Annotated in this window: 15 protein-coding genes; 13 read left to right on the top strand and 2 right to left on the bottom strand. The window is 40.6% G+C overall.

The features are described from left to right. Positions 1-198: 198 nt before the first annotated feature. The 12 genes from FTU75_RS14940 (at position 199) to FTU75_RS14885 (ending at position 10,652) form a co-directional block, all read left to right on the top strand. Positions 199-1,275 carry a polysaccharide biosynthesis/export family protein gene (locus FTU75_RS14940; protein WP_180116367.1) on the top strand — a complete coding sequence of 359 codons (1,077 nt, stop codon included), beginning with the start codon at positions 199-201 and terminating at the stop codon, positions 1,273-1,275. After that, complete coding sequence (locus tag FTU75_RS14935; protein WP_180003627.1) at positions 1,275-1,703, top strand: low molecular weight protein-tyrosine-phosphatase; 429 nt, start codon at positions 1,275-1,277, stop codon at positions 1,701-1,703. The genes FTU75_RS14940 and FTU75_RS14935 overlap by 1 nt, the downstream gene beginning before the upstream one ends. Positions 1,704-1,719: 16 nt before the next feature. Beyond that, positions 1,720-3,906 carry a polysaccharide biosynthesis tyrosine autokinase gene (locus tag FTU75_RS14930; RefSeq protein WP_218948372.1) on the top strand — a complete coding sequence of 729 codons (2,187 nt, stop codon included), beginning with the start codon at positions 1,720-1,722 and terminating at the stop codon, positions 3,904-3,906. A gap of 248 nt (positions 3,907-4,154) precedes the next feature. After that, on the top strand, positions 4,155-4,868 hold the full coding sequence (locus FTU75_RS14925; protein WP_078191625.1) for an FKBP-type peptidyl-prolyl cis-trans isomerase: 714 nt from the start codon (positions 4,155-4,157) through the stop codon (positions 4,866-4,868). Positions 4,869-4,922: 54 nt separating this feature from the next. Beyond that, positions 4,923-5,615 (top strand): FKBP-type peptidyl-prolyl cis-trans isomerase, encoded by a 693-nt coding sequence (locus FTU75_RS14920; protein ID WP_180116267.1) that lies wholly within the window; start codon positions 4,923-4,925, stop codon positions 5,613-5,615. Positions 5,616-5,809: 194 nt separating this feature from the next. Beyond that, positions 5,810-6,550, top strand: coding sequence for a dienelactone hydrolase family protein (locus FTU75_RS14915; RefSeq protein WP_180116265.1), 741 nt, complete (start codon positions 5,810-5,812; stop codon positions 6,548-6,550). 51 nt (positions 6,551-6,601) lie between these two features. Next, complete coding sequence (locus tag FTU75_RS14910) at positions 6,602-6,961, top strand: HIT family protein (protein WP_078191628.1); 360 nt, start codon at positions 6,602-6,604, stop codon at positions 6,959-6,961. Positions 6,962-7,114: 153 nt separating this feature from the next. Next, positions 7,115-8,161 (top strand): A/G-specific adenine glycosylase, encoded by a 1,047-nt coding sequence (gene mutY, locus FTU75_RS14905; RefSeq protein WP_180116263.1) that lies wholly within the window; start codon positions 7,115-7,117, stop codon positions 8,159-8,161. A gap of 49 nt (positions 8,162-8,210) precedes the next feature. Then, a complete protein-coding gene (locus tag FTU75_RS14900; RefSeq protein WP_180116365.1) occupies positions 8,211-8,753 on the top strand; it encodes a M23 family metallopeptidase in 543 nt (180 codons plus the stop codon). A gap of 15 nt (positions 8,754-8,768) precedes the next feature. Then, complete coding sequence (locus FTU75_RS14895; RefSeq protein ID WP_180003637.1) at positions 8,769-9,014, top strand: hypothetical protein; 246 nt, start codon at positions 8,769-8,771, stop codon at positions 9,012-9,014. Between the two features lie 20 nt (positions 9,015-9,034). Beyond that, complete coding sequence (locus FTU75_RS14890; RefSeq protein ID WP_180116261.1) at positions 9,035-9,604, top strand: DNA-3-methyladenine glycosylase I; 570 nt, start codon at positions 9,035-9,037, stop codon at positions 9,602-9,604. A gap of 25 nt (positions 9,605-9,629) precedes the next feature. After that, positions 9,630-10,652, top strand: a complete 1,023-nt coding sequence (locus FTU75_RS14885) for an NAD(P)-dependent alcohol dehydrogenase (protein WP_180116259.1) — start codon at positions 9,630-9,632, stop codon at positions 10,650-10,652. A gap of 71 nt (positions 10,653-10,723) precedes the next feature. Here the strand turns inward: FTU75_RS14885 and FTU75_RS14880 are convergent, their stop codons facing one another. Beyond that, positions 10,724-12,160, bottom strand: coding sequence for a PLP-dependent aminotransferase family protein (locus FTU75_RS14880; protein ID WP_180116256.1), 1,437 nt, complete (start codon positions 12,158-12,160; stop codon positions 10,724-10,726). Between the two features lie 107 nt (positions 12,161-12,267). On the opposite strand from FTU75_RS14880, the gene FTU75_RS14875 reads away from it, so the two are divergent. Further along, positions 12,268-12,684: a hypothetical protein gene (locus FTU75_RS14875; protein ID WP_257223802.1), complete on the top strand. Its 417-nt coding sequence runs from the start codon at positions 12,268-12,270 to the stop codon at positions 12,682-12,684. 44 nt (positions 12,685-12,728) lie between these two features. Here FTU75_RS14875 and FTU75_RS14870 read toward each other — a convergent pair whose 3' ends face one another. Further along, positions 12,729-13,373 (bottom strand): START domain-containing protein, encoded by a 645-nt coding sequence (locus tag FTU75_RS14870; protein WP_180116254.1) that lies wholly within the window; start codon positions 13,371-13,373, stop codon positions 12,729-12,731. Between the last annotated feature and the right edge of the window lie 43 nt (positions 13,374-13,416).

The following is a 13,416-nucleotide window of genomic DNA, read 5'->3' as shown; positions in this document are numbered from 1 at the left end:
TTTAAAAAGATATTTATCCATGCAAGTCTTGATTAAACTTACGATTTAAAACAAATGTAAAGCTATATTCTACAAAGTGAATAGTATAAACTTAACATTCTAAAATGAGTAATTTGGGTACTTAAACCCGTATTTCAATGATTCAAAAATTTTATAAATAGGATTTGTATTCGAGTGAGTTACTATCGTTATAGCTGTATGTTAGCTTTGAGTCTAAGTATGACGGGTTGTGCCATTACTTCAGGCTTACAAACCTATGACCTTCCTAAAGAAGGTACATTTCAGACTGATTTAGGCTCGACAGTCAATGTTATTAAACTAACTCAAGAAAATTTATTAGCCGTTCAACCCGCCCAAGTAAATCAGCAAAATTTTGCCCATCTATTCAATCAACAACAAAAAAGTTATCGTCTAAACTCAGGTGATATTTTATCCATTTATTTATGGGCATATCCGGAAATAACGCCACCTACAAATACCATTAGTAATGAAGAGGCGATTAAATCAAACGGTTACCAAATTGATCAAAGTGGCTATATCCAATTCCCTATTATTGGCCGATATAAAGCTGCCGGAAAATCACTAACACAAGTCAATCAGGAATTACGCAGCCAACTTGCTCGTTACTTAAAAACCCCAGATGTGATTGTTCGCATACTTTCCTACCAAGGCCAACGTTTTTCTGTCCAAGGTAACGTGATGAAAGGCGGTCAGTTTAATCTAACCGACCAACCAATAAGTATTTATACTGCTTTAGGTATGGCGGGCGGAGTAAATAGTCAATTTGGTGACAATGCATCTTTAACCTTAGTTAGAAATGGTCAAAGTTATGCACTCAATAGTATTGAACTTGAAAAAGCTGGATATTCTTTACACAACTTACTCATCAAACCGAATGACACAATTTATGTCAACTCACGTGAGAACCAAAAAATTTATGTGATGGGAGAGTCTGGTAAAAACCAATCCCTACCAATGCGTGAACAAGGCATGAGCCTCAGTGATGTCCTAGGTGAAAGTCTAGGTATTAACTCACTTTCAGCAAGTCGAGGTAAAATCTACGTAGTGCGTAGCGATGTAAATAGCCCGATGACTGAAATTTACCATTTAGATTTAACCAGTATCGGTGACTTTGGGCTCGCTAACCAGTTCAAAATGCGCAGCAATGATATTGTCTATGTTGATGCATCTGGTTTAGCTCGCTGGCAGCGTGTAATCAATCAAGTGATTCCTTTCTCAAATATCATCTATAATTTGGACAGATTGGGCCAATAATGTTATTTAAAAATATTTTGGTGGTCTGTGTAGGTAATATTTGCCGAAGTCCTATGGCGGAGTATCTCCTAAAAAAAGATCATCCCGACCTGAATATTTATTCAGCTGGAATCTCAGGTATGATTGGACATGCAGCAGATGAAAAAGCTCAATACTGTATGCAAAAAATTGGCATCGATATGAGTGGACATATTGCGCAAAAATTAAATGCTGAACTGATCAAAAAATCAGATTTAATTTTGGTCATGAGTTCAAATCAACAAAAGCATATTGAACAGACATGGCCATTTGCAAAGGGAAAGACTTTTCGTTTAGGTCATTGGCAAGGTAAAAATGTGCCTGACCCCTATCAGCACGATCAAGCTTTTTTTGACCAAACCTCAGAACTGATCCAATCTTGCGTTGCAGATTGGACTAAACAAATTTAACTTTTGATGTACGATTATGAGCCAAAATATCAATACAGAAGATACAATTGATTTAAAAGAATTATTTTTCTCTCTGATTGCACAGTGGAAGTTAATTGCATTATGTGTAATTTTAAGTCTTGTTTGTGCTTTACTTTATTTAAGAGCAACACCGGATACTTATTCAGTCAATGCTTTAGTACAAGTGGAAGAGAGTAAAGGGACTTCTGCTGCACTCTTAGGTGATCTATCAGGCATGATTGATCAAAAGCAGCCTGCCCAAGCAGAAATTGAGATTCTTAAATCACGTTTAGTTCTTGGTAATGTCATTCAGAGTTTACATCTCGACCTAAAAATTTCCGGTACAGAAAATTCTTTCACTGATCGCTTATTTTCCCCGCATGAATATGTCACAGAATATAAAAATAAATCAGTCGTTTTCAAAGATAATGAAAAAAGTTTTGAAATTCGCCAATTTGATATCCCTACACAATATCGTGACAAGAACCTTGGTCTCCAATTTCAAGAAAATAAACTTTCTTTAATTGATCTAGACACTGACCAAAAAATATTAACAGCACCATTGAACCAAAAAAGTTCTTTGCGAACAGCAGAAGGTCTTTGGGAAATCTCAGTTTATAGCAAAGATCAATTCAAAGATGACTATTTAATTCAAAAGCAGTCATTGCCTGCCGCAGTAGAGAATATTTTGGCAAACTATTCTGTAGCTGAAAAAGGTAAAATGACGGGCGTGCTTGGCCTTAACTATCAGGGCCAAGATAAAGAACATATTACAAAAGTTTTAAATGCCGTTTTAGCAGCCTACAGCCATCAAAATATTGAAAGACGTTCGGCTGAAAGTGCACAAACATTAAAATTCCTAGACGAACAACTCCCTGAATTAAAACAACAGCTTGATGTCGCAGAACGTGAATTTAACAAATTCCGTCAAGAGTTTAATACTGTCGATGTCACTAAAGAATCTGAACTCTATTTAACTCAAAGTGTCACTCTTGAAACTCAAAAAGCTGAATTAGAGCAAAAAGTTGCTGAAGCTTCTGCAAAGTACACTAGTGAACATCCTGTGATGCAGCAAATGAATGCTCAATTGGGTGCAATCAATAGCAAAATTGGTGAGCTAAATACCACTTTAAAGAAATTACCAGATTTACAGCGTCGTTATTTACAGCTCTATCGTGAAGTTGAAGTAAAACAACAACTTTATACTGCATTATTGAACTCTTACCAACAGCTTCGCATTGCCAAAGCTGGTGAAATCGGTAATGTCCGTATTGTCGATACTGCTGTAGAGCCAATTGAACCAATCAAGCCAAAAAAATTAATTATTCTAATTTTATCGTTATTTGTAGGCGGTTTTATTGGTGTATTAATTGCTCTTGTTCGCAATATGCTTCACTCAGGAATTAAAGATTCTTCAGAAATTGAAAATAATCTGGATCTTCCGGTTTATGCCACTGTGCCACGTTCCCCTGTTCAAGAAAGTCGCATCAAGTTACTGAAGAAGAAAAAGACCATTCCTGTACTTGCGGTTAAAAATAGCGACGATATTGCGATTGAAAGCCTACGCAGTATGCGGACTGCCATTCACTTTGCACTGACATCGGCAAAAAATAACCTGATCATGATTTCAGGGCCTGCACCAGAAGTTGGTAAATCGTTTATTTCAACCAACTTGGCTACGATTCTTGCGCAAAGCGATAAACGTGTTTTAATTGTTGATGCAGATTTGCGTCGTGGTTATTTAAACAAATATTTCAATCATGACAACCAACCAGGTCTAGCTGAATATTTAAATGGTCAGCGTGATCTAGACAGCATCATTAAAACCACTGAAATTCCAAATTTAAGTGTGATTACTCGCGGTAAGAGCCCTTCTAACCCATCTGAGCTTTTAAGTTCTGGTAAATTTAAAGAATTCTTAGATTTGATTTCACCGATGTTCGATCATGTGATCATTGATACCCCTCCTGTACTTGCGGTGACAGACGGTATCATTATTTCGCAATTTGCTGGCGTGAATCTGGTGATTGCTCGTTATGCGAAAACTCAGTTGAAAGAATTAGAGTTAACCGTGAACCGCTTTGAACAAGTGGGTGTGAAGGTCAATGGTATTATTCTAAACGACATTCAACGTAGCTCAGCTGGTTATGGTTATGGCTATAACTATTCTTATGGTTATAAAGCTTCAAAAGACCAAGACTGATTCAAGCCTATTCAACAAAAAAGCCACCGAATACGGTGGCTTTTTTATTTTCGATATTTATGTTGCATGCATCTTTCTGTATAAAAAATGTTTTATATATTCATACCGTTATAGTATAAAAATAAGAACATGACTATGATAATCTTTCCTGCACCTTACCTGATCATAGAGATAGGTAAGCGCTGAACAGGAAAAGTCTGCTAGAATTTCAGCAACTTTTTACATATAAAATAATTGTGGGAAAATATATGAGTAAGGCCCTACCTATCGCTGTCGCTGTATTACTCGGCGGTGCCGCACTTGTTCCTGTTTACTATGCAACTAAAACACCTGCTACGCAATCAGCAACATCAACTCAACCAGCTGCAAATGCTTCTGCTGTCGCTAAAATCAGTTATGCACTTGGTTATGAAGTTGCCCATCAAACGCCTCCAGAATTAGATATTGATAGCTTTGTCACTGGTGTTCGTGCGGGTCATGCTCGTGCAAAACCTGCATATACTGAAGAAGAATTACAAAAAGCATATGCTGAGTTCCAGCAAGAAATGCAAAACAAGCAGCTCGAAAGCAATAAGCAAGCACAAAGTAGCAGTGATAATTTCCTAACTGAAAACAAAAGTAAAGCGGGGGTTAAAACCACTGCTTCTGGTTTACAGTACCTAACAACGAAAGAAGGCACAGGTAAACAACCGCAAGCCACATCAGTTGTTAAAGTTCACTACACAGGTAAGTTAGTGGATGGCACTGTATTTGATAGTTCAGTACAGCGCGGCGAGCCAATTGAATTCCCATTGAATCAAGTGATTCCAGGTTGGACTGAAGGTCTACAGTTAATGAAAGAAGGCGGCAAAGCCACTTTGTATATTCCTTCAAACCTAGGTTATGGTGCTCAAGGTGTTCCAGGAACGATTCCACCGAACAGTACTTTAATTTTTGATGTAGAACTCATTGAAGTTAAATAATAAAACCGGTACAGGAGAGCTTTTCGCTCTCCTGCTTTATTTTGAGACTCGGTCATGAAATTACAGATCAGTATGTTGTGTTTGGCACTCTGCTCAAGCACTGTATTTGCCAAAGATGTCAGTAATAAAAGTAGTGCTGCAGAACAAGTCGGTTATAGTTTTGGTTATTTAATGGGACGCAGTAATGCTGAATCCATTAAGGACTTAGATATTGATGCATTTGTTGCAGGTTTAAAGGCAGCATCTAAAGGTCAAGCTTCGTCACTAACAGATGAAGAAATGACCCGTGCCTTAACTCAATATAAAAAGCAAACCGAAGCGAAACAACTGATTGAACTGAAGCAAAAAGCGGATGCGAATGCCACCATTGGTTCAGCTTTCCTTGCTGAAAATGCCAAAAAACCGGGCATTCAGGTCACGAAATCTGGCCTGCAGTATCAACTCATTCAAGCTGGCAAAGGTAAGTCACCTAAAGCCAATTCAACAGTGAAAGTTCACTATGAAGGTCGCTTAACTGATGGCACTGTTTTTGATAGTTCAATTGCACGCAACCAACCTGCGATGTTCCAAGTGAGCCAAGTCATTCAGGGTTGGACGGAAGGTCTACAGTTGATGAAAGAAGGTGCAAAATATCGCTTCTTCATTCCTGCCAATTTAGGCTATGGTCAAATTGGTTCAGCAGACGTCATTGAGCCAAACAGCACGCTGATTTTTGATGTAGAGCTCATTGAAGTTCTCCCGAAATAACAATATTCCCTTCAGGAGCATCGACAAATCTCGGTGCTCCTCAATATTCCTTCGTACCATTATTTTCTTTTACAATTTTTTTGATTGATTTGACTTAAAATTCACATTGATATCTTATATTTATTTCACAAAAACTTATTTCCCTTTTATTTTAAATCTTCATTAACTGCGTAGCCGCACATAAGGATTTGACCATGACCGTTAAAATTAAGACGCGCGAAATTCAATATACAGCAGCGGATGGAACTCAACTTTTTGGCTATTTTGCTGCTCCAGAGTTAGACACTGCGATCGCAGGTGTGTTAGTTGCCCCTGAATGGTGGGGACGCAATGAATATACCGAACAACGTGCGCGTGAATTGGCAGAACAAGGCTATGCTGCTTTCGCTTTGGATATGTATGGTGACAAAAAAGTCACCACAGATGCCAAGCAAGCTTATGAATGGATGATGCAGACTTTTGATCATGCCGACACCATTGTGACCCGTGCGTCTGCTGCATTAAACACTTTGGCACAGCAAAAAGAAGTAAATGCAGATAAACTCGCAGCTATAGGCTTTTGCTATGGTGGAAAAGTCGTGCTGGATTTAGCTCGTTCAGGTGCTGCATTAAAAGCTGTGGTGACCTTCCATGCAACACTTGCTACAGCGACTCCTGCACAAACAGGACAAGTTCAAGCAGAGATTTTAGTGCAACATGGTGAGCTCGACTCGATGGTGAGCTTAGAAGATGTTGCGACCTTTAGAAATGAAATGGATGCTGCCCAAGTGAAGTATCAAATTAATATTTTTGAAGGTGCAAAACACGGCTTTAGCAACCCGATGGCGGATGAACGTGCCAAAGCCAACGGCGTAGATTTAGCTTATAACGCTGCTGCAGAACAGCAAAGCTTAGCAGCCATGTATGCCTTGTTAGCACGCCAGCTTGGTTCTTAAAGCGCTAAGAACCAATAACAATATTTAATTTATAAAAATGAGGAGAGCACAATGACAGAACTCAATTGTCCATATTGCAATTTTGACGAATATGACGTGATTGCAAAAAATGATTTTGGTGTTGTACTTCCTGAACCACATACACTGTCTAAAGGGCATGCTGTCATTGTCCCACTACGTCATGTTGGTTCATTTTTTGAAATTACTGATAAAGAACGTAAAAGTTTAATGTCCTTACTTGAACAAGCGCGTAATGAATTAAATTTACGCTATCAACCTACTGGCTTTCATATTGGGTTTAATGATGGACAAGTTTTTGGCGAAGCCACTGAACATGTGCATATTCACATTATTCCACGTTATGAAAACCAAACATTGGCGCTCGATACCCGCTGGGGCTTTAAAAGCTAAACTTTAAATTTACACTCACTAAGGAGCCTCGGCTCCTTTTTTGATAGCCACTATTTTTGCATTTCCCCTGATATACAGATTTCGTTTTGAACAAAAAGAATACCTATAGAAAGATGTATACTAGGCAGGTTTTTTCAATTTTGACTGTTTTGCATGTTTAACTTTTCTGATGCCCTTCTCGACTGGTTTGATGTCCATGGTCGTCATGACTTACCGTGGCAAGTGAAGGATGACCCTTACAAAGTGTGGGTTTCAGAAATTATGCTACAACAGACTCAAGTCAAAACCGTCTTACAATACTTTGATCGATTTATTCAACGATTTCCAACTGTTGAAGATTTAGGTCATGCTTCTTGGGATGATGTGGCACCCTATTGGGCTGGCTTAGGCTACTATGCACGGGCTCGGAACTTACACAAAGCCGCGGGTATTGTTGCACGTCAGGGACATTTTCCAAGCAATCTTGAGCAGTGGATGGAACTACCGGGCATCGGCCCGTCTACCGCGGGTGCGCTGATGTCTTTAGGTTTAAGACAATATGGCGTGATTATGGACGGCAACGTCAAGCGAGTATTGTCTCGATTCTTTGCTATTGAAGATGATTTATCGAAACCTGTACATGAACGGGCCATGTGGCAACTGGCGACAGAGCTCTGCCCCATTGAACGCAACCACGATTATACCCAAGCGATTATGGATCTTGGTGCAACCGTTTGCACGCCGAAAAAGCCGCTCTGTTTATATTGTCCTATGCAGCAGCACTGCAAAGTACATGCTCAAGGTTTAGAGACTGAATTACCTTATAAAAAGCCTAAAAAGCCTGTTCCAGTGAGAGAGGCTCAAGTCATGCTGATTCAATCTGCAGGAGAATGGCTGTGGATACAACGTCCGAATAGCGGTCTATGGGGCGGTCTGTGGTGTTTACCTATTTTTGATCAACCCCATGAGTTTCAATCCTACACTCAGCAGCTTGGACTGAAATCTACCACTACTCAAGTGCAAATATCTCATAGTTTTACCCACTTCACTTGGCTTTTAGAGGCTACTGTATTTACTGTTGCTGCCGATCAAAAAGAGCATTTAGCCATTGAATGCAACGCACAGTGGTATACCCCGATACAAGCCACTGCACTCGGTATTCCAACCGCCATGAAAAAACTCATATCTACGCTAGAACTCGAAAGCCATTCTATGCCATAGTTTTGAACTGCTCATCAATTGAATAGGGACAAATGTGACTCAAGGATTTTTGCTTCGCAGAGGGTTGTTCGGCGGTATTGGTTTTATTTTGGTTTTACTCAGTGCCTGTACGTCAACTCCACCCAAACCATCTGGTAGTACATTGCCTGCACATGAAGTGAAAAAATTACAAAACATGCGTTTACCCAATCAATTGCCTGTTCCTGTTCATCAAGTCAAACGAAGTGCGCTCAAGGATACTTGGGGCGCAGCGCGTAGCCAAGGGCGGAGCCACGAAGGCATTGATATTATTGTTCCACGTGGAACAAAAGTTCTCAGTGCTACAGAAGGTTTAGTTGCTGACTTACGTAATAACAATTTGGGTGGTAAAGTGATATGGATTATGGGGCCCGCAGGTTCTTGGCATTATTATGCGCATCTTGATGGTCATAAACGTGGCTTAAACGTCGGCGACTATGTCAAAAAAGGTGATGTCATTGGCTATGTAGGTAATACTGGCAATGCTCGACATACTGCACCACATTTGCATTATGGCATTTACTTGGGTGGTAAAGGTCGCAATGCCGTTAACCCCTATCCGTATTTACGTTAATTTTAGGAAACATACATGTCAGAAGCGTTGATCAATCGTCTGGTGGAATTTGCAGAATCTGGCAATCAACAAAAAATCAGCCTCAATGGACAGTCTTATCAGGGCTGGATCATGGAGATCACTGAAGAAGCATTACTCATCAGCACCGGCTACGCAGACAAATCTGGTAAAGATGTATGGATTCAATTTGCCGATCTCGATCAAGCGGAACTGTTGTATTGGGACAATAAAAACGACCAATGGACAGCTTTTAAAATTTAAGTCAAAAAGGAGCATTCAACATGACGATACAACGCTGTGCTTGGTGCTCCGAAGATCCTTTGTATATTGCCTACCACGACACTGAGTGGGCTAAACCTAGTTTTGATGAGCAGCATCTCTTTGAAATGCTGTGTCTTGAAGGACAACAAGCGGGGCTGTCTTGGATCACTGTGCTGAAAAAGCGGGCCTGCTATCAGCAGCATTTTTTTCAATATCCCATTGCCGAAATTGCAGCGTTGAGTGACCTACAATTACAAGAAAAATTACAAGATTCAGGTTTGATTCGCCATATCGGCAAACTCACTGCCATTCGTGATAATGCCAAAGCATGGCAACAGTTAAAAACCCAAGGGATTCATCCTGTGGAATTACTTTGGAGTTTTGTCGAAGGTCACATTGCCAACAACGATGTTGTTGAATATCGCAGCGCCCCTGCACAAACCGCTCAAAGTCAGGCCATGTCCAAAGCATTAAAACAGCATGGTTTTAAATTTGTCGGCCCAACGACTTGCTATGCTCTGATGCAAGCTATCGGTATGGTCAATGATCATGAAAATCACTGTGACTTTAAATACACGCACGCAGAATGACCTCAAAAACAGAAAGGATAGAATAATGAGTGACAATACAATTCAAGCCTATGCAGCAATGAACAGTGGTGAAGCCCTTGTTCCCTACCAATTTGATGCAGGTGAATTACAAGCCCATCAGGTTGAAGTCAAAGTCGAGTATTGCGGTCTTTGTCACTCAGATATTTCTATTATCCAAAATGATTGGAAATCTTCGGTATATCCTGTGGTCCCAGGGCATGAAGTGATTGGAACCATTACCCAACTCGGCAGCGAAGCCAAAGGACTCAAAGTCGGACAGCGTGTAGGCATTGGCTGGACAGCAGAAAGTTGTCAACACTGTGACTCGTGTATCGATGGTCGCCAAGTGCAATGTACCGGAACCAAGACAGCGACGATCGTCGGTCATGCAGGTGGCTTTGCCGACAAAGTCCGTGCTGGCTGGCAATGGGTTATTCCGCTTCCAGATGATCTCGACCCAACCAGTGCTGGCCCTCTGCTCTGCGGCGGGATTACGGTATTTGATCCCATCTTACAGCACAAAATTCAGGCCATTCACCATGTTGCCGTGATCGGCATTGGTGGTTTAGGTCATATGGCGATTAAATTGCTCAAAGCTTGGGGCTGTGAAATTACCGCATTCAGTTCAAACTTAGATAAAACTGATGAACTTAAAGCTATGGGGGCTGACCATGTGGTGAATAGTCGTGATCTTGCCGCGATTAAAGCACAACGTGGTAAGTTCAATTTGATTTTAAGCACGGTCAATGTGACGTTGGATTGGCAAGCCTACCTTTCGACTCTGGCACCGAATGGAAGCGTTCACATGCTCGGCCTAGCACTTGAGCCGATGCAAATCCCCGCAGGTATGCTGATCAGTGGTGCTAAATCTGTCACTGGCTCATCAACAGGCTCTCCTGCAGCACTGCGTGAATTACTTCGATTCGCCGCACGTCAAAATATTGCACCACAAATTGAAATGTATCCAATGTCTCAGGTGAATGAAGCGATTGAACGTTTGCATTCAGGAAACGTGCGTTATCGTATCGTGTTGAAAGCTGATTTTTAACGGCAAAAATCTAAGCCCAAAAAGCCTGCTGCATGCAGGCTTTTTTTTGTATGCTTTATGGACTCATTAATCTAGATGACATTTGTGTTTCTGCATTCCTTACGCACCCAATCTGCAAGCAATAAAATGGCCTGCTGAATATCTACAGACAACTCATGCCCAGCATTTAGACGAATACAGTTGTTATAACGATTGTCCTCACCAAAAATTAAACCTGGCACAATATTGATGCCATGTTTTTGCGCATGGTAATACAGCGCCAAACTGTCTATTTGTTCAGGCATCTGCAACCACAGTGCATAACTGCCTTGAGGCCGATTTAGACGGATATCAACCCCTTGAAAAGCATCGTAAATATACTGACGATACTGCTCGACTTGCACCATTAATTTAGGACGCAATTCAGCAAGATGTTGGCGATAAGCACGACTAAAAATCAAATCTGCAAGCCCTAACTGCAAAGGCGTATTCACCGAATCATTTTGCAAAAGTAATTTGGGACGCAAATGTTGCAAATGTGGTGGAAGACAAAACCACCCCACCCGATAAGAAGGCGATAAAGATTTTGAAATCGACGCACAATAGATCACATAGCCCGCCCGGTCCCAATATTTGATAGGCAATGGTCGCTTTGCATTGAAACTACACTCAGCATAAATATCATCTTCAATCACATAACATTGATATTTTTCAGCCAGTTGTGCAATTCGTTCCTTATCTTCATTACTTAAACAAAAACCCAAAGGATTTTGAAAATTTGCAGTCAATAAGCAAACTTTCGCGCCTGAATCCCGCATTGCCTGCTCTAAACGATCTAAATCAAAACCTTCCGTATTGGCAGGAATTTCAACAATTTTCCGCTTCAATAAAGCCAATAATTGCAATTGCCCGTTATAGTTCGGCGTCGGAACAATGACACTCTCCCCTTCCGCACTTAGATTTTGCAACATCACTGACAAAGCAGGCATACAACCATTGCTGATGTAAATATCATCCTTAGGCATGTAAAAACCATCTTCAGCCCAATGTGCCGACAAAGCTTCACGCAATTGTGGATGACCTTGCCGATTGTTATATAAAAAATCTTCTGGTTTACAATGCTTTAATGCCCTTTGGATTGAACGTCTGATTGCTTCAACAGGAACAAAATTGGGGGACAACTGAATTGAACCCAAATGAATCAGGCGACTATTTGCAGATGCTTCATGGATCTGAATTTGCAATTCTAAATTCGAAATTTCACGAGGTCGGGAATCAAAATCAGGATGATTCGGCACGGCAATTTGCTGGGCTTTCTGTGAGGATTGTACAAAATAACCAGACTTTTCTTTGACATAAATGAGGCCTTTGGCTTCAAGTAATTCATAGCAGCGTTTCGCGGTATTTAAACTGATCTGATGCTGCTGTGAAAATTGACGTAGCGCATACAGACGCTGCCCTGCGGCCAATTCACCACTATAAATTTTCTGTGCCAACTGCTGCGCAAGCTGCTGATATTGAAAAGCCATCTGTACCCTTTTTTTAATCATTTTTGTATCTGTACCCATTAAGTTAACAGATTTAATCTGAATGCATCAGGTTGATATCTCAAAAATAACGATAGGGGGACAATTAAATGAATGACTTCACGCAGTTTCGAGCAGGTCTAATCATCTTCAGCACACTCACGCTTATGGCGTGCCAACCCGAGCAGCACACTCAAGCTCAAAGCCAGCAAAATTTTATCTGTAAATCTTTAATTCAAGGTTTTTTGAGTGCCCAAAAACTGACGCAATATGAACTTGAGCAGATCCAACCGATCACTAGCGGCGGGTTACATCAGCAGCTATATATTTATAAAGCCAAATCTGAAAACGGCATGAATATCATGCCGCAGCAAGCCAAACTTCGCTTTGCCTGTGAACAATTGACTGCGCGGCAATTTCAAATCAAGTTACATCCGCATCAATTTCCAGAACAGACCTTACTCAGTATCGAACTTCCAGAAACACAACACATGCAGCAGTTGACGGCATTTCGCCTGCCTGAGTAGCGAAGTCATTGATCGTTCATATTGAACTAAATCATTGCTAAGGCTTATTTTAAAATTTCGGGAAAGGTTGCAACAGTTTTGCTTTTACCCAACTGCACTTTCATTTTTTGTAGCATTTGATAAGGCTGTTGCTGCACAAACATATTCACGAAACTGAGCGGAATAGAACCTTCCGGATTGGCGTAGCCATAGGTCGACACTTTGACTTTTTGATTGCCTAAACGCTGGAAGGTCCAATCGCCCTCATAGTCGGTTAGGCGTACATAATTGGGATTGATCGGATAACCTTTTTTCACCGCTTTATTTTGGATGCTAATGATGCCTTGTGCATCTTTACGCATTTTGCCTTGTACCACTAAATCACGGTCTTTCAAGGGAAAAGGAAAATCCAACACCATATATAAACTGAATTCACCTTTTTGGTCATCACGGGATAAGACTTTGACACTGCCCATATAAGGGACCCAATTCACTGCATTTTCCACATCTAAAATCAGGGAAACCGCTTTTTCGATGGACACATCAAAACTGGTTTCAGCTTTGTATTGAAAGACAGGATTTTGAGCATTTTGATAGGTCCAAACCTTAATATTATTTTTATTAATCGTGAGTTTGGCATTATCCATAGTTTTCGCTTGTACTGCCGCAGTGAATGCGACAGCACAGGCCATAAAGATGACTTTTTTCATTCCATTGATCGTCTTATTTTAATTTTATGCTGTTGTTATAACG

The organism is Acinetobacter sp. YH12140, assembly GCF_013418475.1.
GTDB lineage: Bacteria > Pseudomonadota > Gammaproteobacteria > Pseudomonadales > Moraxellaceae > Acinetobacter > Acinetobacter amyesii.
This window is presented reverse-complemented; position numbering and strand designations above follow the sequence as displayed.

Coding starts and splice junctions, on each gene's coding strand:
- mutY (WP_180116263.1), top strand. CDS start 7,115: ATGTTTAACTTTTCTGATGCCCTTCTCGACTGGTTTGATGTCCATGGT.
- FTU75_RS14875 (WP_257223802.1), top strand. CDS start 12,268: ATGAATGACTTCACGCAGTTTCGAGCAGGTCTAATCATCTTCAGCACA.
- FTU75_RS14925 (WP_078191625.1), top strand. CDS start 4,155: ATGAGTAAGGCCCTACCTATCGCTGTCGCTGTATTACTCGGCGGTGCC.
- FTU75_RS14930 (WP_218948372.1), top strand. CDS start 1,720: ATGAGCCAAAATATCAATACAGAAGATACAATTGATTTAAAAGAATTA.
- FTU75_RS14870 (WP_180116254.1), bottom strand. CDS start 13,373: ATGAAAAAAGTCATCTTTATGGCCTGTGCTGTCGCATTCACTGCGGCA.
- FTU75_RS14920 (WP_180116267.1), top strand. CDS start 4,923: ATGAAATTACAGATCAGTATGTTGTGTTTGGCACTCTGCTCAAGCACT.
- FTU75_RS14890 (WP_180116261.1), top strand. CDS start 9,035: ATGACGATACAACGCTGTGCTTGGTGCTCCGAAGATCCTTTGTATATT.
- FTU75_RS14935 (WP_180003627.1), top strand. CDS start 1,275: ATGTTATTTAAAAATATTTTGGTGGTCTGTGTAGGTAATATTTGCCGA.
- FTU75_RS14940 (WP_180116367.1), top strand. CDS start 199: ATGTTAGCTTTGAGTCTAAGTATGACGGGTTGTGCCATTACTTCAGGC.
- FTU75_RS14880 (WP_180116256.1), bottom strand. CDS start 12,160: ATGGCTTTTCAATATCAGCAGCTTGCGCAGCAGTTGGCACAGAAAATT.
- FTU75_RS14910 (WP_078191628.1), top strand. CDS start 6,602: ATGACAGAACTCAATTGTCCATATTGCAATTTTGACGAATATGACGTG.
- FTU75_RS14885 (WP_180116259.1), top strand. CDS start 9,630: ATGAGTGACAATACAATTCAAGCCTATGCAGCAATGAACAGTGGTGAA.
- FTU75_RS14895 (WP_180003637.1), top strand. CDS start 8,769: ATGTCAGAAGCGTTGATCAATCGTCTGGTGGAATTTGCAGAATCTGGC.
- FTU75_RS14915 (WP_180116265.1), top strand. CDS start 5,810: ATGACCGTTAAAATTAAGACGCGCGAAATTCAATATACAGCAGCGGAT.